Here is a 22,861-nt window from a genome sequence, read left to right on the forward strand (position 1 = left end):
TCATGGAACAATTGCGCAAGAATGACCCGGCAGTACTGGAAGCGATGAATCTTGAACTGAAACGTCAACAGAACAACATCGAACTGATCGCATCCGAGAACATCGTAAGTGAAGCAGTAATCGAAGCAATGGGATCTGTTCTGACCAACAAGTACGCTGAAGGATATCCAGGCAAACGTTACTATGGCGGTTGTGAGCATGTGGACATCGTTGAAGACATCGCGCGTGATCGTGCAAAAGAATTGTTCGGAGCAGAACACGTGAATGTTCAACCTCACTCCGGTGCACAAGCGAACATGGCAGTTTATCTTGCAGCGTTGAAACCTGGTGATACTGTACTTGGTATGAACCTTGCCCATGGTGGACACCTCACACACGGTAGCCCGGTTAACGCATCTGGTTTGCTGTACAACTTTGTAGCATACGGCGTACAGGAAGATACATTCCTGATTGATTATGATGAAGTACGCAAAGCGGCTTTCAAACACCGCCCTCGTCTGATCGTTGCAGGTGCAAGTGCATATCCGCGTACCATTGATTTTGAAAAGCTGGCTTCCATCGCCAATGATGTAGGCGCTTTGTTCATGGTGGACATGGCTCACATCGCAGGACTGGTTGCTGCTGGTTTGCATCCAAACCCGGTTCCACATGCGCATTTCGTAACAACAACTACACACAAAACGCTGCGTGGACCTCGTGGTGGTATGATTCTGTGCCGCAAAGCGTGGGCAGCAGCGATTGATAAAGCCGTATTCCCAGGTTCCCAAGGTGGACCTTTGATGCACGTGATCGCTTCCAAAGCGGTAGCATTCGGTGAAGCTTTGCAACCATCGTTCAAAACGTATGCTGAGAATGTCGTGAAAAACGCACAGGTTCTGGCTGAAACACTGATCGCTGAAGGATTGAACATCGTATCCGGTGGTACAGATAACCACTTGATGCTGATCGACACACGCAGTGTGAACATCACAGGTAAGGAAGCTGAGCATGTGCTTGATTCCATCGGTATTACCGTGAACAAAAATGCCATTCCATTCGACCCTACAAGCCCGTTTGTAACAAGTGGTATTCGAATTGGTACACCTGCTGCAACTTCCCGTGGCATGAACGAAGAAGCGATGGTCGCTATTGGTAAGATCATTGCTAAAACGCTGAAAAATCCAAAAGATACAGCGAAGCTGGATGAAGCCCGTGCAGAAGTGACTGCACTGACAGACCAATTCCCGCTCTATACAGATCTTAAATACTAAAAAACTTTGCTCATGCTGTTTGTATTTGAGATGTTCTTAAAATGGGATACAAAAAAACGAAGCAGACAGAATGAGACCGCAGAAGCGAAGCGTTCGCCTTTATCTCCGGATTTTTCCCTTGTTAAAAGGAGAATAAAAAAAATCTGGGGATAACAGCGATCGAAGGATCATTCTGTAGGCGGAGTGCCATTGTATTCATCATTTTCATTTTCTTAACGACATAACAGCAGGAGCAAAACAGGACCGGATGGATCATTTTCCGGTCCTGTTTTTTATAGGATTCGGTAATCTGTAATGATTGGGTGCCCTTTGATGGTGTAATTCGTTGTTGGTGATGATATAATATACAGGATTTATCGAGCCCATGAATGGTGGCTAGGTATATTTGGAAATGCTGAACATGAAGAACTTACCGGAGGGACAAATTAGATGGGAAAATTAGTAATATGTGATCACCCTTTGATTCAACACAAACTGACGTTTATACGCGACATGCGTACGAATACGAAAGATTTTCGTGAATTGGTGGATGAAGTAGCAACGTTGATGGCTTATGAGATTACAAGAGATGTTGAACTGGAAACGATTGATGTACAGACACCTGTAGCTGCAACACAAGGTAAAGTCATCTCTGGACGTATGCTCGGACTGGTGCCGATTCTGCGCGCAGGACTCGGAATGCTGGATGGCGTTGTGAAATTGTTGCCAGCGGCAAAAGTTGGACATGTGGGTCTGTTCCGTGACCCGGAAACACTGCAACCGGTAGAATACTACACCAAACTGCCTACAGACGTAACAGAGCGTCAATTGATTGTAATTGATCCGATGCTGGCAACCGGTGGTTCGGCAATTGCAGCTATTGACGTGCTCAAAAAACGTGGCTGTACCCAAATCAAGATGATGAACCTGGTTGCGGCACCGGAAGGCGTAAAAGCTGTGCAAGATGCACATCCCGATGTGGACATCTATGTAGCAGCATTGGACGACCGTCTGGACGATCATGGTTATATCGTTCCAGGGCTTGGAGATGCAGGAGACCGTCTTTACGGCACTAAATAAGCATATCGCATGCTTTGTAAGAGGTTGTTCAAAAAGTCCAATTTTGATTACGAAGGATGCCCAAGGGCATCATCGGCATCGAATATGAAATTCAGCCGAAATGTCCGTGGCTCACGTAGTTTTCCCTACGCTCCGCTACTCCATTTCTACCTTCATTCCATCTTCTTGGTACTGAAAACCGGACTTTTTGAACATGAACTTATAGAAAAGGGGCTTTGCTCGAATGTCCAACAAAATTAAAGTCATGACGATCTTCGGGGTGCGTCCGGAAGCCATCAAGATGGCTCCGCTTATTTTGGAATTGCAGAAACACCCTGAGTCTATTGAATCTATTGTTTGCGTAACTGCGCAGCATCGCCAGATGTTGGATCAGGTACTTGAAGTTTTCGACATTCATCCCGATTATGATCTGGATGTGATGAAGGACCGTCAGACATTGAATGAAATCACAATTCGTGTGCTTGGCGGTCTGGAGCCAGTGTTAGCCGAAGCTAAGCCGGATATTGTACTGGTTCACGGGGATACATTAACTACCTTTGTAGCGAGCTATGCAGCATTCTTGCAACAGATTCAGGTAGGACATGTGGAAGCGGGGCTGCGGACGTGGAACAAGCTGTCTCCATATCCGGAAGAGATGAACCGTCAGCTGACGGGAGTACTGGCTGATCTACACTTTGCGCCTACGGATTGGTCTTCTTCCAATCTTGCCAAAGAAAATAAATCGGAGTCTAGTACGTACGTCACAGGCAACACGGTAACAGATGTGTTTCAATATACTGTACGGGAAGACTACACACACCCGGTACTTGATTGGGCCCAAGGCAAACGCCTAGTGCTGATGACAGCTCATCGCCGTGAATCTCAAGGCGAGCCTCACCGCAACATTTTCCAGGCCGTCAAACGGATTGCCGACGAATTCGAAGATATTGCCATCGTGTACCCGGTGCATCCAAGTCCTGCTGTGAAGGAGCCGGCTCACGCGATCTTGGGGAATCATCCCCGTATTCAATTAATTGATCCACTAGACGTGGTGGATTTGCATAACTTTTACCCGCACACTCACTTGATTTTGACCGATTCAGGCGGTTTGCAGGAAGAAGCACCTTCGTTTGGTGTGCCTGTGCTCGTATTGCGCGATACAACAGAACGCCCGGAAGGTATTGAAGCCGGAACGCTGGAATTGGTAGGTACCGAAGAGGAACGTGTGTATGAACGGACCAAAGCTCTGCTTACAGACAAAACCCTGTATGCAAGCATGAGCCAGGCTGCCAATCCATACGGTGATGGACATGCTTCGGAAAGAATTGTCAATGCGATTTTGCATCATTTCGGTGTAAATAGTGAGCGTCCGGAATCATTTCACAGAAAATTCAAAAAATAATACATTTTTTCTGACGGATTTATAAAGGGCAAGCATACAGTTAAACTGTACGGTTTACGCGGGTTTATGGGCTTTGAGGGTCTGTATTCCCGTCGTTTCCCCCTTTAAAACGCTAAAATCATTCAATTGACAAAGGCTCTCATCATTCAGTAAAATTAACTGGGATTGCAAGGGTGGCGTGGAAAATGGCCGATTCGAACAAACCAAATTCATCCCGTAACCATGACGATAATGTATGGAAAGCGATGGGACTCGTGACAGCTTTTGGGATCGAGATTGCCATTCTCGCTGTTGCCGGATATTACGCTGGCTCCTGGTTGGACAAGACCATCGGAGGTAACGGAATATGGATCGCCGTAAGCGTTCTCTTTTTTCTTGCGGCAGGCGGTGTAAGCATCTACTTTATCGCGAAAAAAATCATGGGGGAAAGTGATGAGTGAACTAACCAGATACCGCAGATCGATGACTGTTTTCGTCATGTACTTTCTTATGATTTGTTTTCTCGCAGCGGCCTTTATGCCACGTGTGGAGACAATTGCTTTGGGACTGGCCCTGGGTACAGGAGTTAGCTGGATCAATGCATTTTACCTGGGCTACAAAGTAAGGAAAATGTCTGATGATGCGGCAGAAGGTAACTTGAAGCGTGTCAACTTGGGATTTTTGACAAGAGCGGCATTCGCTGTGCTCGGTATATTCATATCGATGCGCTTTCCGCAGTACTTCAATACATATGCGGTTGCAGGCGGTCTCGTCATTGCACAATATTCCTTATTGATTATAGGGATTGTCTATTCCCGCAGAGCAGAATGATGTTAAGGGCTGCAGCTTTCAAGTCGAGAAAGGGGTGAGAAAAATATGCATGAAGCTCCAATTATTATGCTTGGCGGATTTCGACTGGATCTATCGGTTCTGTTGATGCTGGTAGTTACAGGTGCAATTGTTTTTATTTTTGCTGTACTGGCAACACGGAGATTATCCGTTGAAAATCCCGGCAAGCTGCAAAATTTTATGGAGTGGGCAGTAGAATTCGTCCGCAATCTGATTTCCAGTACAATGGATATGAAGAAAGGTAAACATTTTATCTCTCTCGCTCTTTCCATGATTATGTTCATTTTTGTAGGGAACATGCTCGGCCTTCCGCTCGTGGCTGTATCTGAGGTAACAGATGTTAATCAGGCACAGGTATTCGGTAAGCCGATTGTTACAGCGGTGGAGGCGTTTGAAAAAGCGCATGCCAAGGACCCTGAAGCACACCCACACGTTGAACTGGCTTGGTGGAAATCACCAACAGCCGACTTGTCTGTAACGATGGGACTTGCTCTCGTAGCGTTCCTTGTATCTCATGGACTTGGATTGTTCCGTAACACCAAAGGGTATCTCCAGCATTACTTCAAGCCATTCGCCTTGTTCTTGCCAATCAACTTGATTGAGACGGCATCCAAGCTGTTGACACACGGTATGCGTTTATTCGCGAATATCTTTGCAGGTGAGGTACTGATCGCAACGATCCTGAAACTGACCACATTCAAAGTGTTTGGTGCTATTGCAGCGATTCCGCTACTTATGGTGTGGCAAGGCTTTAGTATCTTTATCGGCGCGATCCAGGCATTTGTGTTTGTTATCTTGATGATGGTGTACATTTCACAGAGCATCGAGACGCATGACGAGCATTAAGTTTCAAGCCCTACGAAGATTTCTTCACCAGGCTGAACAATAAAAAATTCGATTTATCATTTTAAGGAGGATATACAAATGGGAGCAATGGCATTAATCGCAGCAGCAATTGTTGCAGGACTGGGCGCGTTTGGCGCAGGTATTGGTAACGGTATGGTAATCAGCAAAACGGTGGAAGGTATTGCCCGTCAACCGGAAGCAAAATCCACTCTTCAAACAACAATGTTTATCGGTGTAGGTTTGATCGAGGTATTGCCGATCATCGGTGTGGTACTCGCGTTCATGTTCTACGGTATGGCTTAATCAAATTTTAAAGGTTTGGCGGGGAAGGCCATAGCCATCCGCGCCTTCTTTTTAGGTAATGTCCGTTCTAACGGATGACGTTTTAAGGATACCTCCAGGAAGGAGTGAACAGATTGAGTTTCATATGGGAAAATACGCTTCTTGCGATGATTGCATTTGTAATTTTATATTGGCTGCTTAGCCGTTATGCCTTCGGGCCTTTGTTCTCCATTATGGAAAAACGTCGTGAACTCGTGATGACGCAGATGAATGAGGCTGCACAGACTCGGGAACAGGCCATTGCCTATGTGGAGGAACAAAAACAAGCTCTTGAGCAAGCACGTCAAGATGCTTACGACATCATTGAACAGTCCAAACAAACAGGTGGCAAACAAGCTGAATCGATTTTGGCTGATGCAAAAGCTGAAGCTAATCGTCTGAAAGACGATGCAGTACGCGAAATCGAGAGCGAGAAGAACAAAGCAGTCGCAGCACTTCGCAGCGAACTGGGTACAGCTTCCGTTCAGATTGCATCCAAGTTGATCAAAAAAGAAGTTGAGAACGGTCCTGCACAAGAAGAGCTTGTGAACCAATACCTCAATGAGGTAGGAGGCCGACAATGAGCCGCGATACGATAGTTGCCAAGCGTTATGCGAAAGCATTGTTCGAAGTTGCTCTTCAGCAACAGCAGGTGCTTGAGGTTGAACAGGAACTGGTTGCAGTAGTCAGTGCATTGACCGGAGATGCAGATATCGAGAAGTTTATCGTATCCCCTAACATTTCTGATGAAGCCAAACAGAACGTAATTCACTCAAGTCTTGATGGCAAGGTATCCGATTCAGTCCTTCGTACAGTCTTGTTGTTGATTGAGCGCGGGCGCGTTGAATTGCTGGGAGACTTGCTGAATGATTATCGGAAGATCCAAGGTGAGTCGCTGGGCATCGCTGATGCGCGTGTCTATTCGACTTATGCGTTGAATGATGAAGAAAAAGAAGCGGTAGCCCGTGAATTCGGTGGCCGTGTGAATAAAAAGATTCGTATCGAGAACATTGTTGATCCGACTCTGCTGGGCGGATTGAAAGTCGCCATTGGCGATACGATCTATGACGGCAGCTTGGCTGGCAAGCTCGAACGTCTTGAGCAGTCTTTTAACAGACGAGTACAGTAGATTGGGGTGAGGACACTTGAGTATCAAACCAGAAGAAATCAGTACATTAATTAAGAGCCAAATCGAACAATACAAGACTGATATCGATGTAGTCGAAGTCGGAACGGTAATCGAGGTTGGTGATGGTATCGCTCGTGTTTACGGACTTGAGAACGTCATGTCCAACGAGTTGGTTGAATTCCCAAGCGGTGTTATGGGACTCGCCATGAACGTCGAAGAAAGCAATGTCGGTGTCGTTATCCTGGGACCTTACTACGATATTCGTGAAGGTGACCAAGTGAAACGTACTGGTCAAATCATGCAAGTGCCTGTAGGCGAAGCATTGATTGGACGCGTTGTGAACCCGCTCGGTATTCCTGTAGATGGCAAAGGGCCAATCGCTACAACGGAATTCCGTCCGGTTGAAGGTAAAGCACCAGGCGTAATGGATCGTAAATCGGTTCATGAGCCGATGCAAACAGGGATCAAAGCCATTGATGCAATGGTTCCAATCGGTCGTGGACAACGTGAGTTGATCATCGGTGACCGTCAAACAGGTAAAACATCCATCGCGATTGATGCGATCCTGAACCAAAAAGGTAGCGGCATGAAGTGTATCTATGTGGCTATTGGTCAGAAACAGTCTACGGTTGCTCAAGTTGTGGAAACTCTTCGTCGTAAAGGCGCAATGGAGTACACAATCGTTGTAACTGCAGCAGCTTCCGATCCATCACCACTCTTGTACATCGCACCGTATTCCGGTTGTTCGATGGGTGAGTACTTCATGTACAAAGGCGAGCACGTTCTGGTTATCTATGATGACTTGACCAAACAAGCCTCTGCATATCGTGAGCTTTCCTTGTTGCTTCGTCGTCCACCGGGCCGTGAGGCTTATCCGGGTGACGTCTTCTACCTGCATTCCCGTTTGCTGGAGCGTGCTGCGAAGCTGAATGATGAACTTGGTGGTGGTTCTTTAACCGCACTGCCGTTTATTGAAACACAAGCTTCCGACGTATCTGCTTACATCCCAACGAACGTAATCTCCATCACGGACGGACAAATCTTCCTGGAAGCTGACTTGTTCAATGCTGGACAACGCCCGGCGATCAACGTAGGTATTTCCGTATCCCGTGTCGGTGGTTCTGCTCAGATCAAAGCGATGAAAAAGGTTGCAGGTTCCCTGCGTCTCGACCTCGCTCAATATCGTGAGCTTCAAGCGTTCTCCCAGTTCGGTTCCGATCTGGATAAAGCGACTCAGGCCCGCCTGAATCGTGGTGCGCGTATGATGGAAATCCTGAAGCAAGGTGTTAACCAGCCTCTGCCTGTAGAACAACAGGTTGTCAGCTTGTACACTGCGGTTAAAGGATTCCTGGATGAGATTCCAACAGGTGATGTTACTCGTTTCGAGCGTGAGTTCCTCGCGTTCATGGAGAGCAGCCATCCGGAGATTCTTGCATCCATCCGTGATACTAAAGAATTGACTGCAGACAACGAAAATGCACTGAAAGGTGCAATTGAGAAGTTCAGAAAGAGCTTTGCTGTCTCTGTCTAAATAAATGATTGCAGGTGCGGAGTTGTCTAACCGATTCCGCATGTCTGCATGTAATACTTTGACTCTGTCAAAAAAAGATGATGCTTACGATGTAGTTTTGACTTTGTCAAAACTAGTGGTGATGCTTACGAAGTAACTTTGACCCCGTCAAAGTAGGGTTGTGCTTACGATGTAGTTTTGACTTTGTCAAAACTTTAAGGTGGTGAAATCATGGCAAAAGGCATGCGCGAAATTAAGCGGCAAATTAAAAGCGTACAAAGCACCAAGCAGATCACCAAAGCAATGGAGATGGTAGCTGCTGCAAAACTGCGTAAAGCGCAGGAAAAAGCGGAAGCAGCCCGTCCTTATTCGGAGAAACTGAAAGAAGTTGTAGCTAGTATTGCATCAAGCACGCAAGGTATACAGCATCCGATGCTGGAGAGCCGTCCGGTCAAAAAGACAGCTTACCTGATCATTACATCGGACCGTGGTCTTGCAGGTGGATACAATGCGAACGTTTTGCGTCAGGTTAATCAGACGCTCAAAGAACGCCACAACTCCCAGGATGACTACGAATTGTTCGTCATTGGACGTAAAGGACGCGATTACTTCAGACGTCGTGAAATTGCGATGGCATCCACAACAACGGATCTGTCGGATTCGCCTTCATTTGCAGACATCAAATCCATCGCACACGAGGCTGTTCATGGGTTTGAACTGGCTGAATTTGATGAATTGTACATTTGTTATAACCGCTTTGTGAATGCGTTGACCCAGATTCCTACGGTAGAAAAACTTCTTCCGATGGAAACACCTGAGGTAACTGCTGCGGAAGGACCAACGGCAAGCTACGAATACGAGCCGTCTGCTGAAGCTGTACTTGAGGTCTTGCTTCCGCGTTACGCGGAAACGCTGATCTATGGTGCACTTCTGAACGGTAAGGCAAGTGAGCTCGGCGCGAAAATGACGGCAATGGGTAATGCAACCAAAAATGCATCCAAACTCATTAACGACTTGTCATTGACATACAACCGTGCCCGTCAAGCGGCGATTACGCAGGAGATTACGGAAATTGTGGCAGGTGCCAACGCAGCACAAGGCTAACCGTTTTTTTATTAATGAAGGCTTGCAGAGCAAAGATAAACGAACGGTACATTATTTTTGCAAAAGTAGCAGGCTTGTAGGAGGGGAACGTTAAGATGAACAAAGGACGCGTTGTGAGCATCATGGGTCCGGTTGTTGACGTCGAGTTTGATCGCGGCGGTCTGCCGGAAATCCTCAATGCCATTACGATCACTACAGTAAGTGAGAGCGGCGTTAGTGTAAACCTTACACTCGAAGCTTCGAAACATCTGGGTGACAACCGAGTACGTTGTATTGCGATGTCCTCCACGGATGGACTTGTTCGTGGTATGGAAGCTTTAGATACAGGAGCACCAATCTCTGTACCCGTCGGAGAAGCAACACTGGGTCGTGTATTTAACGTACTCGGCGAAGCGATTGATACTGGCGGTGCCGTAGCTGCTGAGCACAAGAACCCGATTCACCGTTCAGCACCTGCATTTGATGAACTGACTACCCAAGCAGAAATGTTGGAGACAGGAATCAAAGTTATCGACTTGCTCGCTCCTTACGCTAAAGGTGGTAAAATCGGTCTCTTCGGTGGTGCCGGTGTAGGTAAGACGGTAACCATTCAAGAATTGATCAACAACATCGCACAAGAGCACGGCGGTATCTCCGTATTTGCGGGTGTTGGTGAGCGTACACGTGAAGGTAATGACTTGTATCACGAGATGAGTGATTCCGGCGTTATCAACAAAACAGCAATGGTCTTCGGACAAATGAACGAGCCTCCAGGCGCACGTCTTCGTGTAGCCCTCACAGGTCTGACGATGGCGGAATACTTCCGTGATGAAGAAGGCCGTGACGTGTTGCTCTTTATCGATAATATCTTCCGTTTCACCCAAGCGGGTTCAGAAGTATCTGCCTTGCTTGGACGTATGCCTTCCGCGGTAGGTTACCAACCTACGCTGGCAACAGAAATGGGTCAACTGCAAGAACGTATCACATCAACGAAAAAAGGTTCTGTAACATCCATCCAGGCCATCTACGTGCCTGCGGATGACTACACTGACCCGGCTCCTGCAACGACGTTTGCTCACTTGGATGCAACGACGAACTTGGAGCGTAAAATTTCCGAGATGGGTATCTACCCTGCGGTAGATCCACTGGCTTCCAGCTCCCGGATCTTGTCCCCTGAAGTTGTAGGTGAAGAACACTACAGCGTAGCTCAAGGCGTTAAACGTATCTTGGCACGTTACAATGAATTGCAAGATATCATTGCAATCCTGGGTATGGACGAGTTGAGTGAAGAAGATAGAGCGCTTGTATACCGTGCTCGTAAAATCCAACGTTTCTTGTCCCAGCCTTTCCACGTTGCTGAAGCATTTAACGGTATTCCGGGTAAATACGTTCCAGTTAAAGAAACGGTGCGCAGCTTTAAAGAGATTCTCGAAGGTAAGTATGATGATCTTCCGGAAGCAGCTTTCCTCTTTGTTGGTACAATTGAAGAGGCAGTGGAGAAAGCCAAAACACTGGTTTAGTCTGAATCCAGGATTGTCCTTATGAAGCGGGCTATCCTTCGGATATTTCAGGAGGGATGGAATTGAGCACCTTTTTGTTGGAAATCGTAACACCCGAGCGTTTGGTCTATTCAGAACAGGTGAATAGCATTACGGCTCGTGGTATTGAAGGGGAACTGGGCATTCTGCCAGGTCATATTCCTATGGTTACACCTTTGCAGATTGCACCAATCTATATCCATAACGGAAAAGAAAATAAACGAGTTGCTATCGGTGGCGGGTTTATCGAAGTTCGTAAAGATAAGGTTGTTGTACTCGCAGAGAGTGCTGAATTCCCGGAAAGCATTGATGTGGATCGTGCGCGTGCGGCGAAAGAGCGGGCAGAACGTCGGCTTGCAAGCCAAAGCAATCAGGACCACTTTGATCACCGTCGTGCAGAGATTGCGCTGCAAAAAGCGGTTAACCGGATTAATGTGTTCGGCAAATAAACGATTCTTTGAAGCCTGGCGGCTTAGTCTGCCGGGCTTTTTTGAGTTTGTTTGATAGAATTGTTTTATCGAATATATCAAAAGGGCTGACCATAAATCCATCCTATCCCTTCAGTAAACAGAAGTATTTTAAGCAAACTATTCACCGATTATGATTATTTGAATAGAATGTAGGACTAAAGTAGTGGGCGCATTTACCACTAAGAGAACCATTTTTTTCATGAGTAAATTTAAATTATTTCCGAGGAAATGACAGAATCGATATCGAAATAGCGCTCTTTTATGTCGTTTTAGTCACAAAATCCCGGCATTTTAAAATTAAAATATTTTAGAAGTGGAAATCAATGTAATTGACAATGTATGATGAAAGAGCCTATATTCCATAGAGTCAGCAGAAGCAGGAAGCTGCGTAGTAGATTCCATAGTCATGCACAGCCGCATTGTTGCTGCTCGGTGATTGGGCATCAGGAGATTCCTGCCTGGCAGGAGTAAATCTGACAGTACGCTCAGTATGTTGTGCTTAAGACATTCCAGTATACTAACAAGTTATGGGTGCCGGGCATATGATATGCTGATCGCTGCAACAAATGTGGAGGTAAAGAATATATGGATACTGATCTGATGAATCAGGTGAACCAAGCGTTAAGCACCAATGGCTTGGTCTCAATCATCGTCTCCCTGTTATGTATTGCGTTGTCTTGGTGGGCTTTGACAAATCTCAAACTGGATTTAATCATCAGGCAACCACGAGGTGCTCAGGGAAGACTGTTGCATTTGTTGCTCGCCATCATTTTGGGGCATGCCGTTGCTGGCTTTGTCATTGACTACTTGTCCTGGACTCAAATGTTGCGTAATTTGTTTTAATGTTGAGATGGTTGGTTAATCATCTGTTAGGTTCTTCAAGCTGCTCATTGTCGAATAACATCGATTAATTGTGTTAACAATTAGAGTATGAGTTGTCGGTAAAGAAATTAAGAAAAAAATGTGACGTAAAATTGGATGAATTTGAGATGTTTTATGTAAAAATGCTTGTATCGTACAATTCAACAATGTTATGATGGAAGTTAGGGAATTCACAATTGTTCACTTATTTTGTAGTTATAAACGGGATATCCGGTTCATGCCGGCTAATAACCATCCCACTCTGTCTGTTCTGATGCTCTGCTGGCTTGTAAGACACTGATTTTTACATGCTGAATAGCAAGATGCACGGCACATGGTATCATTGATATGGATTATAAAAACCAATTCTTTTCTGAACAGACATCTGTGGCAATATGCCAGAATATGTCGAAATTCCACACACAGCAACAGTCCTTTCTAGCATAGTGGGGCTTACGTATTCCGGAATGAAGAAAAGGGAATAAAAGCGCGGAGGGAACCATGATGAGCAAATTTATCGTCCGCGGTGGCAAAAGGTTGACCGGAAGTGTCAAAGTTAGCGGCGCTAAAAATTCTGTTCTTCCGATCATCGCTGCCTCTCTCTTAGGGGAAGAAGGACAAAGCGTTATTATTGACGCGCCTCCTCTAGACGATGTGATGACGATTAACAAGGTGTTGGAATCGCTGGGAGCGGGAGTTACATACCGGGACGAAGTGATTACCGTAAATGCGGAGAAACTTACTTCCTGTGAAGCCCCGTATGAATGGGTAAGTAAAATGCGGGCGTCTTTCCTGGTCATGGGGCCTTTGTTGACTCGTATGGGTCATACAAGAATCTCACTTCCTGGTGGATGTGCCATCGGTACACGGCCTATTGATCAGCATTTGAAAGGTTTTGAAGCCATGGGCGCAGAGATCAGCTTGGGCCAAGGTTATATCGAAGCTCGTAGCCAAGGTCGGTTGCGTGGCGCGAAAATTTATCTGGATGTGGCTTCCGTAGGTGCCACTCAAAATATTATGATGGCTGCAACATTGGCCGAAGGTGTAACTGTTCTGGAGAACGCGGCAAAAGAACCTGAGATTGTGGATCTTGCCAACTTCCTGAATGGAATGGGTGCCATCGTACGTGGTGCTGGTACTGGAGTGATCCGCATTGAAGGTGTGGAGAAACTGACAGGTGTTACACACACCGTTATTCCGGATCGGGTAGAAGCTGGTACGTATATGGCTGCTGCTGCAATTTCGGGTGGTGACGTGTACATTGAAGGTGCAATCTCTGATCATTTAGGCTCCGTTATCGCGAAGCTTGAAGAGATGGGTGTTACAATCCAACCGGATGAGAATGGCGTGCGTGTAATCGCAGATCGCCCTCTTAAGGCTGTGGATGTAAAAACATTACCATACCCAGGATTCCCGACCGATATGCAATCCCAGATGATGGCACTCTTGCTTGCATCTGAAGGAACAAGTGTCGTGACAGAGACTGTTTTTGAAAACCGATTCATGCATGTGGATGAATTCCAATTGATGAATGCGGAGATCAAAGTTGAAGGACGTTCGTCCATCGTCACAGGTAATGCCAAACTGAAGGGTGCCAAAGTAACGGCTACCGATCTGCGTGCGGGTGCCGCACTCATTATTGCAGGTCTTGTTGCTGAAGGTACAACGGAAGTGGGCGGTGTTCATCACATCGACCGTGGCTATGTACATCTCGCTGAGAAGCTTAACGGACTTGGCGCTGACATCTATCGGATCTCGGTTGATGAGCCTAAGCTGGAAGCAACCAAAGCACCTAGTGAAAAAGTGGAGAAAGAAGTACCGATGTTTAAGGTGCAACCAACTTTGGCTTAACACTGGATTGAATAGAAAAAATATGGTCCCTCTATTATAAGTCACACAGTTGTGTGGATTATGAATGCGATGGAACGTATATTGTAAAAAAATGATAAAGCTAAGCCATCTGGCTTGGCTTTTTTTGTGTTTTAAGAAGGCAACGAGATATTTGATACCTGATTCTATTAATAGCTGGTCCTAACTTGTATAGCATAACATCGTATTCTGTATCGATTCTGAACCAAATGAAAGAGCGTACTTTATATAGAGTGTCGATTCCAGCTAACACTGGTATTCAGCGACAGATCAACGTTTCTAAGATGTACATAGCAAAAGAAAACAAGAAATTGAACAGAACGAAAAGGGCCTCGTTTCTCTCAAATCAGGTTCTATCAGATCAAGCCAGCTCATAACCTAAACTATGGATTTGAACAACACGACCGGCACATGACCGGCCATAGATAACGGAGGGTTATATTCGAATGAAAGAAGCTCGTGTACAGGTAAAGGTACCCCTTGTCCCTCGTCCAGGTATGCAAGAGCCGGAGGGAAATACCGTTTCTGGAGTGGAAAAAGACAAGCCTGCCCCATTGAACCTGAGGACTGTTCCATCACAGCCTGCAAGATTATCCAATCCAGGACGGGTGTCGGCAGATGAACTGAACCGAAAGACAACCGAGCATATTCATATACCTGTTATTGAGCTGGACCAGTTCCGCCGAGTGAAGCGTCGCCGAATGCGGACATTTGGACGAAAACCCCGATGGGGACGTAATACGACGCGATGGCAACCTGCTGCCGCTGTATCTGCCTTATTGGCGATGGCGCTGCTGATTCCGGTAATTCTGGTATGGCCGCGGACAAGCGAATCACCAAAGCCGATCCCTGCTCCAACAGATTCAAGCAGTACAAGAACCCCAGCTCCTGCGCCAGCCGTTCCTGTTACGTACCCTGAACCTAAAGTGCGCGTATACCTGTCTGCAACGGGCACAACGATGAATCTGCCATTGGAAGACTATGTTACCGGGGTTGTGGCAGCTGAGATGCCAGCGGAATTCAGACTGGAGGCGTTAAAGGCGCAGGCAATAGCTGCTCGTACATTTATCGTGCGTAGGTTAGCTGCGAGTGATACAAGCGGTGTTCCATCAGGTGCGGCGGATGTGACGGATACGGTCAACCATCAGGTGTTTATTCCGCCAGATCAGGTGAAAGCGGATTGGACGCGTCTAGGGAAGGCGAAGGAATGGGAGAAGCTGCAACAGGCTGTGCGCGAAAGTCGAGATACGGTGATGACATATCAGGGCAAGGCAATCACCGCATCCTTTTTTTCCACAAGTAATGGGTATACCGAGAATGCTGAGGATGTATGGGGAAACGCTGTGCCGTATCTGCAAAGTGTAGACAGTCCGTGGGACAAAAACCTGGCACCAGGATTCAAACAGACCGTCACCATGAAGCGTAACGAGATTCTGCAAAAGTTAAACTTGGATGCCATTCCGGTTACCGCCCAGAAGGGTGGATCGTGGATGGAAGTATTGTCTACAACCAAAGGGCATCGAATTAAGGAAATGCAGATTGCAGGTGAGACATTCAGTGGACCCGAGGTTCGTAAACTGCTTGGATTAAGATCCAGCCAGTTCAGTTGGAAGACCACAGGTGACGAAATCCAGATTACAACGTACGGTTACGGTCATGGGGTTGGCATGAGCCAATGGGGAGCAAACGGCATGGCGCAGGGGGGACACACGGCCACCCAAATTCTCAAACACTACTATACCGGCATTTCATTCGGACAGGCATCTAAGATGCTTGCGTCGAAGTAGGAGGGAATTAACAAGGATGGGTAAAGCGAAATAATTCGAATGAGTAGGAGTATGTGCGAATGTATACAAATGTATGTGAATGAGAGCAATTTAGGTTTGGAACTCATCAGACTTCCCACATACCATTGGCGCGCTAACGAATCTGAGAGACCTTATTGGGCGTTATCACAACGAATGGAAATTCTAAAAAATCTCGGACACGTTATATCACGACATACCACCGAACTGATCCGATAATAGCGCCCAAAAGAGTAATTAGCGTGTCTACGGTTCGTTAGAATTCCTAAGCCACGGTTTCCCTGCCAATAAGGCGGCCTGAGGTCGTTAGAAATATATTATTATCTAATCATTAGCAAAATTGAGGGTGCTGTCATTCACCACATGTTCATTCGCAATAAGCAGCCAAACCAAAAATAAAATCAGAACGTTGAAATCAAGTTTCCAAGCTCTAAGGTTAAAAAATTGATTTATGTTCCCCGCCTACCAAGCAACTTCTAACTATACTGTAACCATTCATGATCGAGCTTCTTTTAAATCTAGATGTTGTATTGAACAGTTATTATTGATGTGGCATCGCCAAATCTCTAATCTCACATCTCACTTTAACGAACCTAGAGCACCTTACATCTGTATTATCCAGTCACATCCTATATCATTTCGCTCTCACCGATAAATGCACTTCATAGAAGGATTGGCCTCTACAGCCAATCCGGACCAGTCTACCAACACCCATTCCGGAGCTTTCGAGATTCGGCTATATATGAGGAGAGTGCTAGCGTATGGGGAGCGCAGGGGACAGAAAAGACCTGTAGAAACAAAGTGTCCGCCTTCACTACCGGATTTCACCTTTGAAGAAGGTGATAGAAGAAATCTGGTAGTAACCAGCGGTCGAAAGGTTTTCTGGCCCCGAAGCGGCGCACGCACTAACCACTCACCCTTCACATATATAGCACTCTCTGAAACCTCCGTGAAAATAATTAGAGTCGCGCGTGTATAAAAGAGTTGCACCCGGTAACACTTGTTACTGAGGTGATTAACATGAATGAACAAAACAAAAAAACAAACCAAGAAGAAACTCCTAAAACAACTCAAGGAGTACCGGCTAGCCAGCCCTCTTCATGGAAAAGAGCAATGTCCAAACGCTGGGTCTTCCCGGCAGCCTACATCGCAGCAGCAGGCATTATACTAACCTTAGTGTGGGTCTATCAGGGCACAGGCGACAAAACGCTGAACTCGGACCCTGCTAGCGGGGTAGTAGAAACAGGCGCATCGGCGGGTACAGAAGGAACAGCAGTAGGCGGAGAAGAAGAAAGTGTGGAAGTTGTTGCAAAGTCGGAGAATTTTGTATGGCCGGTAGCGGTACCGTCTGAAATTTCGGTAGTAAAACCTTTCTATGATAGCGAAGCTTCAACCGAGGAACATGAAGCGGCAATGGTGCAGTACAATGATACATTCATCCCGAACACAGGTGTGGATCTGGCACGTGGGGATAACAAAACGTTTGAAGTAAAAGCAGCGCTTGCCGGTAAAGTTACCCGGGTTGAGCAAAATCCGCTCACAGGTCAAGTTGTGGAAATCACACACAGCGATAACCTGAAAACGGTATACCAAAGCTTGGCAGACGTCAAAGTGAAACAGGACGACGAAGTGAAACAGGGAGATGCGATTGCATCCGCTGGCGTCAATGAATTGGGTAAAACGCTTGGCAACCACCTTCACTTTGAAGTGTACGAAGACGGACAGCCAGTTAACCCGCAAGGATATCTTCCGGAAAAATAAATGAATTTTACCGCAGCAACATGACGGGCAGAGGGTTAAACCTCTGCTCTTTTTGTGCTTTTCAGAAAATAATGGGACCTTCGAAGCTTGTCACACCTCTAAACCGCGAATATATAGGCATGCTCCTCATATAATGTACCAAACTATCCACACAGTAGGGAGGCGGGAGCGTGCACGATTACATCAAGGAACGGACCATCAAAATTGGTCGCTGCATTGTTGAGACGAGGAATACGGTCCGTACCATAGCCAAAGAATTCGGCGTGTCAAAGAGTACTGTGCATAAGGATCTGACGGAGCGTCTGCCGGAAATCAACCCTGATCTTGCTGACCAGGTGAAACACATTTTGGAGTATCACAAGTCCATCCGCCATTTGCGGGGCGGTGAAGCGACCAAAATTAAATACAAAAAAACGAGTGGCAAGAAACGTGAGGTGTTGGCTTCCGCCAAATCGTAAGCATCTTCACAAAGACGTAGGCCAAAAAGCTCACACATGCATTGAATCCCTCCCCTGAAGTATGATATGTTAAATGCTGGTACAGGATCGAATTATGACATCTTATCAGCCCGATTTTTACATATATATGTTGCACTTTGTCGAACGAGCGGTGACGTGATAAGGGACTCTTTTTCACAGGATACGCTGACCAAATAATATCACTTTGGGGGCTCTTTTATGTTTAGCAAGGATATCGGTATTGATCTTGGCACGGCTAACGTGCTTATTCACGTGAAAGGAAGTGGGGTTGTCCTCGATGAACCTTCCGTCGTGACCATTGAAAGAGATACGAAGCGTGTCCTTGCTGTTGGGGAAGAAGCGCGTCGTATGGTGGGGCGTACTCCAGGTAACATTGTTGCCATTAGACCGCTGCGTGACGGCGTTATTGCGGACTTCGAGATTACAGAAGCGATGCTCAGACATTTCATTAATCGTGTGGGTGCAAGAAGCTGGTACAGCCACCCTCGGATTTTGATTTGTGCACCAACGAACATTACTTCCGTGGAGCAGAAGGCCATCCGTGAGGCGGCAGAACGCAGCGGTGCCAAAGAAGTGTTTCTGGAAGAAGAGCCGAAAGCGGCAGCGATCGGTGCGGGAATGGATATTTTTCAGCCGAGCGGCAATATGGTCGTGGATATCGGCGGCGGTACGACTGACGTTGCAGTCCTTTCTATGGGCGACGTGGTCACCGCCTCTTCTATTAAAGTCGCAGGGGACAAGTTCGACGAAGCCATTATCAAGTTTATCAAAGCCAAGTACAAGCTCATGATCGGTGAACGGACCGCTGAAGACATCAAAATTGCGATTGGTACCGTACATCCGGGTGGACATCAAACAGAGATGGACATTCGCGGACGCGATATGGTATCCGGCCTTCCTGTTACCGTAACGATATCGGGCAATGAAGTACAGGAAGCGCTTTGGGATTCCGTACAATCCATCATCGTGGCAGCCAAATCGGTATTGGAACGTACACCGCCTGAATTGTCAGCGGACATTATCGACCGTGGTGTTGTATTGACTGGCGGAGGTGCATTGCTGAACGGACTGGACGAGCTTTTGTCCAATGAATTGCATGTACCGGTATGGGTGGCGGAAGATCCAATGCACTGTGTCGTGAAGGGGACAGGCATAATGCTTAATAATTTGGATCAGGTGGTTAAGAAAAAGTTCTAATCTGTCGATATAAATAGCAAAGGTTCGCCATGCTCGGAAAGCAGAACGGACAAGCAGCCAACCTGTGATGCAGGTCAAGCGCTTGAGGAGAGGGGTTAATTCATGTTAAGAGGTCTGTACACCGCTACTGCGGGAATGATTACGCAACAACGCCGCCATGACACAGCAACACAGAATATCGTAAATATGAACACCACGGGATATAAACAGGTGAACAGCGTAAGCCGTTCCTTCCCGGAAATGCTCATTACTTTGGTAGGCGGAGATGCAAATCTTCCAACAAAGCGGCTGGGCAAGCTGAACACGGGGGTGTTCGCGGAAGAGAGTTTGTCCATGAATTTGCAGGGGACCATTATGGAGACTGGGCAGAAAAATGATTTTTCCATTTCATCCAATATGACTGTCAATGATCCGCAGACTGGACAACCTGTCCCGTTTGACGCATCAGGCAAATTTGTACGGGCCGACGGCACGGTGACTTACCAGCCTCAGGCGTATTTTACAGTTCAGGATGCAGAAGGTAACACCGGATATACACGCGATGGTCACTTCGAGATCACTGGAACGGGACAATTGCTGAGTTCAACAGGTTCACAAGTGTTGGATAATAATGGACAACCTGTAGTGTTGACAGGTTCTGTGGAGCAATTTAAAGTGGATGAGCAAGGCCGTTTGGTAGATGCAGCAACGGGTGCACCAACAGGAGTTACTCTTGGCATTAGTGTCATTGACCAGCCGAATCAACTGGTTCGTCAAGGTAATGGCAATTTCAGTCTCAGCGATGCAAACGGGGCAACGTCCCGGATGATGGCTGCCGGTGATAATGTGCAGATCCGTCAGGGATACCTGGAAGGTTCCAATGTGGATGCCTCACAGGCAACGGTTGATATGAACGCCGCATTCCGTGCGTATGAAGCAAACCAGAAGATCGTACAATTCTACGACCGCAGTCTGGATAAAGCCGTCAATGAAGTCGGGCGTGTATAACGCCGACGTTTAAATATAACCGCTCAGCGGAGAGCCAAACGCCCTTTGCGCAGCAAAGAACAGAGGCTCACGCGAAGCGCAAGACCTAGACGCAACCGAGCCTATGCGAGGAATGCGTAGCAGTACTTGAGCGAAGCGATGGTCTCGACAGTCCTTTGCGGAGCAAAGCAAGGAGAGACCCCGCGGAGCTACACGCCGCATAAAGAGCGTGCCCGACTATGATTCAGCCATGTGAAACGATGGCGGGAATCATAGTCGGGCAGTCGCGGCGAACACACACCACCGTCACTTAGCAAGATCGTACCCCACTTACCTAATCCGCCTGTTTCGGGAGTCCAGAGGGCAGCGCCATCTGGGGCCCTCCCTACTAGGGAGGGTTTGGGAGGGTGGACAGGACACAAGGGAGGGTATACCACCAATGAATAATTCCATGATTAGTGCCAAGGTTTCCATGACTGCCATACAGCAGCGTCTGGATGTCATTTCCGATAATATTGCCAACGTGAATACGGCAGGCTATAAGAGCAAGCAGGCGGCATTCGAGGATGTGCTGACCCGGGTTCAACAACAACCGGACAAGTACAAACTGGATGGACGTTCCACACCGATGGGATATAACCTCGGTTTCGGTGCTCGCTTGGCAGATGTAACGAAGGATATGTCTCAAGGCCCCATGAACGAGACTGGCCTTCCGACCGATCTGGCCATTGAAGGAAATGCGATGTTTGCAGTTGAAGCGAATGGGGAGAAAATGTGGACACGTCAAGGTGCATTTCATTTTGTACCTGATACAAGACCTAAGCCTACTCCGAATTCACCTGATATGATGGTGATGGTTAATGGCGAAGGCCACTTTGCCTTGGATCGTCTAGGCAATCGTATTACGGCACCGAATAATAGCAAAGTTGCTTTTGATGAAAATGGCAACCTGTTAATCCGACGCGGTAATGCGGCAAACGCAACCATTGGAGCACAGCTGCAAGTGGTAGACATTGAACGCCCTGAGGGGCTGGTGCAGTATGCGGATAACCTGTTTGGTCTGGATGCAGGATTGACCGAGGATGATGTATTTGGTGCTAATGCAGCTACCCGTCAAGCAGCTGCATTGATTCGTCCAGGATTCCTAGAGCAATCCAATGTGGATCTGACACAGGAGATGTCTTTGCTTATGCAAGGACAGCGGACATATCAGCTGGCGGCAAAGGCGCTAACTTCAAGTGATTCCATGTTGGGTCTTGCCAACAATATGAGAGCGTAAAAGGTGAATGTGATGACAGAAACACAGCAGCAGAACAGTAAGCCGGAGAAAAAGGAAGTCAAGAAGAAGAAGAGTGGATGGCGCATCGCAAGATGGTTCCTGGTTCCGGTTCTGCTTGTTCTTGCCCTCGCTGGCGGAATGGTAGCTGGATATGTGGTACTGGGCAAACAGGATATCGGTTCCGTATGGCAATGGAGTACATGGGAACATGTATATAATCTGGTATTCGCTCCATAATGTAACGAGTTAAGCGAAAACTCCTGCGCAGGCAGGAGTTTTCTTTTTGACGTTGAAAACAGTATAATGATGGATGACGTTTGACGTCACAAAAGAGGCCTCCCCTGCGAAAGACATTCGTCATCGCGAAGAGAGACCCCTTATCTTAACCTTCACTACTGCAGTCATGAAGGATATCACTAGTGTTAACCCAAAATATGCTTTCCATACAAAATTCAAAAATTAAAAACCCATTTATATGAGCTTTTGACTTTGTCATGTGGGGGTTGACCTTGCAGCATCGAAGTAAGTGGAGGGAACGGAATCGTTCAGAAGAAGCGAAGCGCTCGCCTTTGTCACCGAATTTTGACCTCTCTGAGGTTGATCAAAAAAATTCGGAGACAACAGCGATCAGAGGGACGCTCCGTAACCGTAACGACCACCGTAGCGCTAAGAGTCAGTCCATGATGAAGAAGGCTCATATAAACATCCCGAGAGGAGATTACACTGTGCTCGATATCAAACAGATTCAAGAAATCATCCCGCACCGCCCCCCGTTTCTGCTGGTGGACAAGATTCTAGAGATTGAGGATGGTAAACGTGCCGTTGGTTTGAAAAACGTAACCATTAACGAACCTTTCTTCATTGGTCATTTCCCAGAGTATCCGGTAATGCCGGGTGTACTGATTACAGAAGCGCTGGCGCAAGTTGGTGCAGTAGCCATTCTGAATTTGGAAGGCAACAAAGGAAAAATCGGCTTTTTGGCGGGACTGGACAACTTCCGATTCCGTGGACAAGTTGTGCCCGGAGATACGTTGATTCTGGAAGTGGAGATTACACGTCTGAAGGGTTCTATTGGTAAAGGTAAAGCAACTGCCCGAGTGAACGACAAAGTGGTCGCTGAAGGCGAGATCATGTTTGCACTGTCTGACCCAAGCTGATTACATACGTGAGCATTTACATCATGCAGGAACGTAGACGAACCGAATGATGCAAGATGCTGAAGTAACTCA

General features: G+C 46.9%; 23 protein-coding genes. All 23 read left to right on the forward strand.

Annotated features, from left to right (window positions below):
* Positions 1-2 precede the first annotated feature (2 nt).
* A complete protein-coding gene (glyA, locus tag MHB71_RS27960) occupies positions 3-1,250 on the forward strand; it encodes a serine hydroxymethyltransferase (RefSeq protein WP_164783303.1) in 1,248 nt (415 codons plus the stop codon).
* A 429-nt stretch (positions 1,251-1,679) separates the two neighbouring features.
* A complete protein-coding gene (gene upp, locus MHB71_RS27965) occupies positions 1,680-2,309 on the forward strand; it encodes a uracil phosphoribosyltransferase (RefSeq protein WP_017691929.1) in 630 nt (209 codons plus the stop codon).
* 223 nt (positions 2,310-2,532) lie between these two features.
* Positions 2,533-3,690 carry a UDP-N-acetylglucosamine 2-epimerase (non-hydrolyzing) gene (gene wecB / locus MHB71_RS27970; RefSeq protein WP_036667768.1) on the forward strand — a complete coding sequence of 386 codons (1,158 nt, stop codon included), beginning with the start codon at positions 2,533-2,535 and terminating at the stop codon, positions 3,688-3,690.
* Between the two features lie 185 nt (positions 3,691-3,875).
* A complete protein-coding gene (locus MHB71_RS27975; RefSeq protein WP_017691931.1) occupies positions 3,876-4,130 on the forward strand; it encodes an AtpZ/AtpI family protein in 255 nt (84 codons plus the stop codon).
* Entirely contained in the window at positions 4,123-4,500 is a 378-nt protein-coding gene (locus MHB71_RS27980) for an ATP synthase subunit I (RefSeq protein ID WP_017691932.1), read from the forward strand. Before MHB71_RS27975 ends, MHB71_RS27980 begins: the two co-directional genes overlap by 8 nt.
* 45 nt (positions 4,501-4,545) lie before the next feature.
* A complete protein-coding gene (gene atpB, locus MHB71_RS27985) occupies positions 4,546-5,364 on the forward strand; it encodes a F0F1 ATP synthase subunit A (RefSeq protein ID WP_017691933.1) in 819 nt (272 codons plus the stop codon).
* A 78-nt stretch (positions 5,365-5,442) separates the two neighbouring features.
* Positions 5,443-5,667: a F0F1 ATP synthase subunit C gene (gene atpE / locus MHB71_RS27990; protein ID WP_017691934.1), complete on the forward strand. Its 225-nt coding sequence runs from the start codon at positions 5,443-5,445 to the stop codon at positions 5,665-5,667.
* A 113-nt stretch (positions 5,668-5,780) separates the two neighbouring features.
* Positions 5,781-6,269, forward strand: a complete 489-nt coding sequence (atpF, locus tag MHB71_RS27995; protein ID WP_211084047.1) for a F0F1 ATP synthase subunit B — start codon at positions 5,781-5,783, stop codon at positions 6,267-6,269.
* Positions 6,266-6,814 (forward strand): F0F1 ATP synthase subunit delta, encoded by a 549-nt coding sequence (locus MHB71_RS28000; RefSeq protein ID WP_036612565.1) that lies wholly within the window; start codon positions 6,266-6,268, stop codon positions 6,812-6,814. Before atpF ends, MHB71_RS28000 begins: the two co-directional genes overlap by 4 nt.
* A 16-nt stretch (positions 6,815-6,830) precedes the next feature.
* Entirely contained in the window at positions 6,831-8,345 is a 1,515-nt protein-coding gene (gene atpA, locus MHB71_RS28005) for a F0F1 ATP synthase subunit alpha (protein ID WP_047840700.1), read from the forward strand.
* 210 nt (positions 8,346-8,555) lie between these two features.
* On the forward strand, positions 8,556-9,428 hold the full coding sequence (atpG, locus tag MHB71_RS28010) for an ATP synthase F1 subunit gamma (RefSeq protein ID WP_036612560.1): 873 nt from the start codon (positions 8,556-8,558) through the stop codon (positions 9,426-9,428).
* Between the two features lie 95 nt (positions 9,429-9,523).
* Complete coding sequence (atpD, locus tag MHB71_RS28015) at positions 9,524-10,927, forward strand: F0F1 ATP synthase subunit beta (RefSeq protein WP_047840699.1); 1,404 nt, start codon at positions 9,524-9,526, stop codon at positions 10,925-10,927.
* A 62-nt stretch (positions 10,928-10,989) separates the two neighbouring features.
* The gene (locus MHB71_RS28020; protein WP_036612555.1) at positions 10,990-11,394 is read left to right on the forward strand and encodes a F0F1 ATP synthase subunit epsilon; all 405 of its coding nucleotides are present in this window, start codon (positions 10,990-10,992) and stop codon (positions 11,392-11,394) included.
* Positions 11,395-12,000: 606 nt separating this feature from the next.
* The gene (locus tag MHB71_RS28025) at positions 12,001-12,258 is read left to right on the forward strand and encodes a DUF1146 family protein (protein ID WP_340028242.1); all 258 of its coding nucleotides are present in this window, start codon (positions 12,001-12,003) and stop codon (positions 12,256-12,258) included.
* Between the two features lie 522 nt (positions 12,259-12,780).
* Positions 12,781-14,127 carry a UDP-N-acetylglucosamine 1-carboxyvinyltransferase gene (murA, locus tag MHB71_RS28030; protein WP_017691942.1) on the forward strand — a complete coding sequence of 449 codons (1,347 nt, stop codon included), beginning with the start codon at positions 12,781-12,783 and terminating at the stop codon, positions 14,125-14,127.
* A gap of 464 nt (positions 14,128-14,591) precedes the next feature.
* Positions 14,592-15,932 carry a stage II sporulation protein D gene (gene spoIID, locus MHB71_RS28035; protein WP_340028243.1) on the forward strand — a complete coding sequence of 447 codons (1,341 nt, stop codon included), beginning with the start codon at positions 14,592-14,594 and terminating at the stop codon, positions 15,930-15,932.
* A 1,038-nt stretch (positions 15,933-16,970) separates the two neighbouring features.
* Positions 16,971-17,711: a M23 family metallopeptidase gene (locus MHB71_RS28040; protein ID WP_036667765.1), complete on the forward strand. Its 741-nt coding sequence runs from the start codon at positions 16,971-16,973 to the stop codon at positions 17,709-17,711.
* A gap of 170 nt (positions 17,712-17,881) precedes the next feature.
* The gene (gene spoIIID / locus MHB71_RS28045) at positions 17,882-18,169 is read left to right on the forward strand and encodes a sporulation transcriptional regulator SpoIIID (RefSeq protein WP_024632710.1); all 288 of its coding nucleotides are present in this window, start codon (positions 17,882-17,884) and stop codon (positions 18,167-18,169) included.
* Positions 18,170-18,388: 219 nt separating this feature from the next.
* Complete coding sequence (locus tag MHB71_RS28050) at positions 18,389-19,387, forward strand: rod shape-determining protein (RefSeq protein WP_036612542.1); 999 nt, start codon at positions 18,389-18,391, stop codon at positions 19,385-19,387.
* 102 nt (positions 19,388-19,489) lie between these two features.
* Positions 19,490-20,374: a flagellar hook-basal body protein gene (locus MHB71_RS28055; RefSeq protein ID WP_105600129.1), complete on the forward strand. Its 885-nt coding sequence runs from the start codon at positions 19,490-19,492 to the stop codon at positions 20,372-20,374.
* 418 nt (positions 20,375-20,792) lie between these two features.
* Positions 20,793-21,632, forward strand: coding sequence for a flagellar hook-basal body protein (locus MHB71_RS28060; RefSeq protein WP_340028244.1), 840 nt, complete (start codon positions 20,793-20,795; stop codon positions 21,630-21,632).
* A 12-nt stretch (positions 21,633-21,644) separates the two neighbouring features.
* Positions 21,645-21,869, forward strand: coding sequence for a DNA-directed RNA polymerase subunit beta (locus tag MHB71_RS28065; protein ID WP_017691949.1), 225 nt, complete (start codon positions 21,645-21,647; stop codon positions 21,867-21,869).
* A 488-nt stretch (positions 21,870-22,357) separates the two neighbouring features.
* Positions 22,358-22,789, forward strand: coding sequence for a 3-hydroxyacyl-ACP dehydratase FabZ (gene fabZ / locus MHB71_RS28070; RefSeq protein WP_036613058.1), 432 nt, complete (start codon positions 22,358-22,360; stop codon positions 22,787-22,789).
* Positions 22,790-22,861: the final 72 nt, after the last annotated feature.

The sequence above is a fragment of the Paenibacillus sp. FSL H7-0940 genome (assembly GCF_037979415.1).
Taxonomy (GTDB): domain Bacteria; phylum Bacillota; class Bacilli; order Paenibacillales; family Paenibacillaceae; genus Paenibacillus; species Paenibacillus amylolyticus.

Coding starts and splice junctions, on each gene's coding strand:
- atpG (WP_036612560.1), top strand. CDS start 8,556: ATGGCAAAAGGCATGCGCGAAATTAAGCGGCAAATTAAAAGCGTACAA.
- MHB71_RS28025 (WP_340028242.1), top strand. CDS start 12,001: ATGGATACTGATCTGATGAATCAGGTGAACCAAGCGTTAAGCACCAAT.
- atpB (WP_017691933.1), top strand. CDS start 4,546: ATGCATGAAGCTCCAATTATTATGCTTGGCGGATTTCGACTGGATCTA.
- MHB71_RS27975 (WP_017691931.1), top strand. CDS start 3,876: ATGGCCGATTCGAACAAACCAAATTCATCCCGTAACCATGACGATAAT.
- MHB71_RS28065 (WP_017691949.1), top strand. CDS start 21,645: ATGACAGAAACACAGCAGCAGAACAGTAAGCCGGAGAAAAAGGAAGTC.
- atpD (WP_047840699.1), top strand. CDS start 9,524: ATGAACAAAGGACGCGTTGTGAGCATCATGGGTCCGGTTGTTGACGTC.
- wecB (WP_036667768.1), top strand. CDS start 2,533: ATGTCCAACAAAATTAAAGTCATGACGATCTTCGGGGTGCGTCCGGAA.
- MHB71_RS28055 (WP_105600129.1), top strand. CDS start 19,490: ATGTTAAGAGGTCTGTACACCGCTACTGCGGGAATGATTACGCAACAA.
- MHB71_RS28000 (WP_036612565.1), top strand. CDS start 6,266: ATGAGCCGCGATACGATAGTTGCCAAGCGTTATGCGAAAGCATTGTTC.
- glyA (WP_164783303.1), top strand. CDS start 3: ATGGAACAATTGCGCAAGAATGACCCGGCAGTACTGGAAGCGATGAAT.
- MHB71_RS28040 (WP_036667765.1), top strand. CDS start 16,971: ATGAATGAACAAAACAAAAAAACAAACCAAGAAGAAACTCCTAAAACA.
- upp (WP_017691929.1), top strand. CDS start 1,680: ATGGGAAAATTAGTAATATGTGATCACCCTTTGATTCAACACAAACTG.
- murA (WP_017691942.1), top strand. CDS start 12,781: ATGAGCAAATTTATCGTCCGCGGTGGCAAAAGGTTGACCGGAAGTGTC.
- MHB71_RS28060 (WP_340028244.1), top strand. CDS start 20,793: ATGAATAATTCCATGATTAGTGCCAAGGTTTCCATGACTGCCATACAG.
- atpE (WP_017691934.1), top strand. CDS start 5,443: ATGGGAGCAATGGCATTAATCGCAGCAGCAATTGTTGCAGGACTGGGC.
- MHB71_RS28050 (WP_036612542.1), top strand. CDS start 18,389: ATGTTTAGCAAGGATATCGGTATTGATCTTGGCACGGCTAACGTGCTT.
- MHB71_RS27980 (WP_017691932.1), top strand. CDS start 4,123: ATGAGTGAACTAACCAGATACCGCAGATCGATGACTGTTTTCGTCATG.
- spoIID (WP_340028243.1), top strand. CDS start 14,592: ATGAAAGAAGCTCGTGTACAGGTAAAGGTACCCCTTGTCCCTCGTCCA.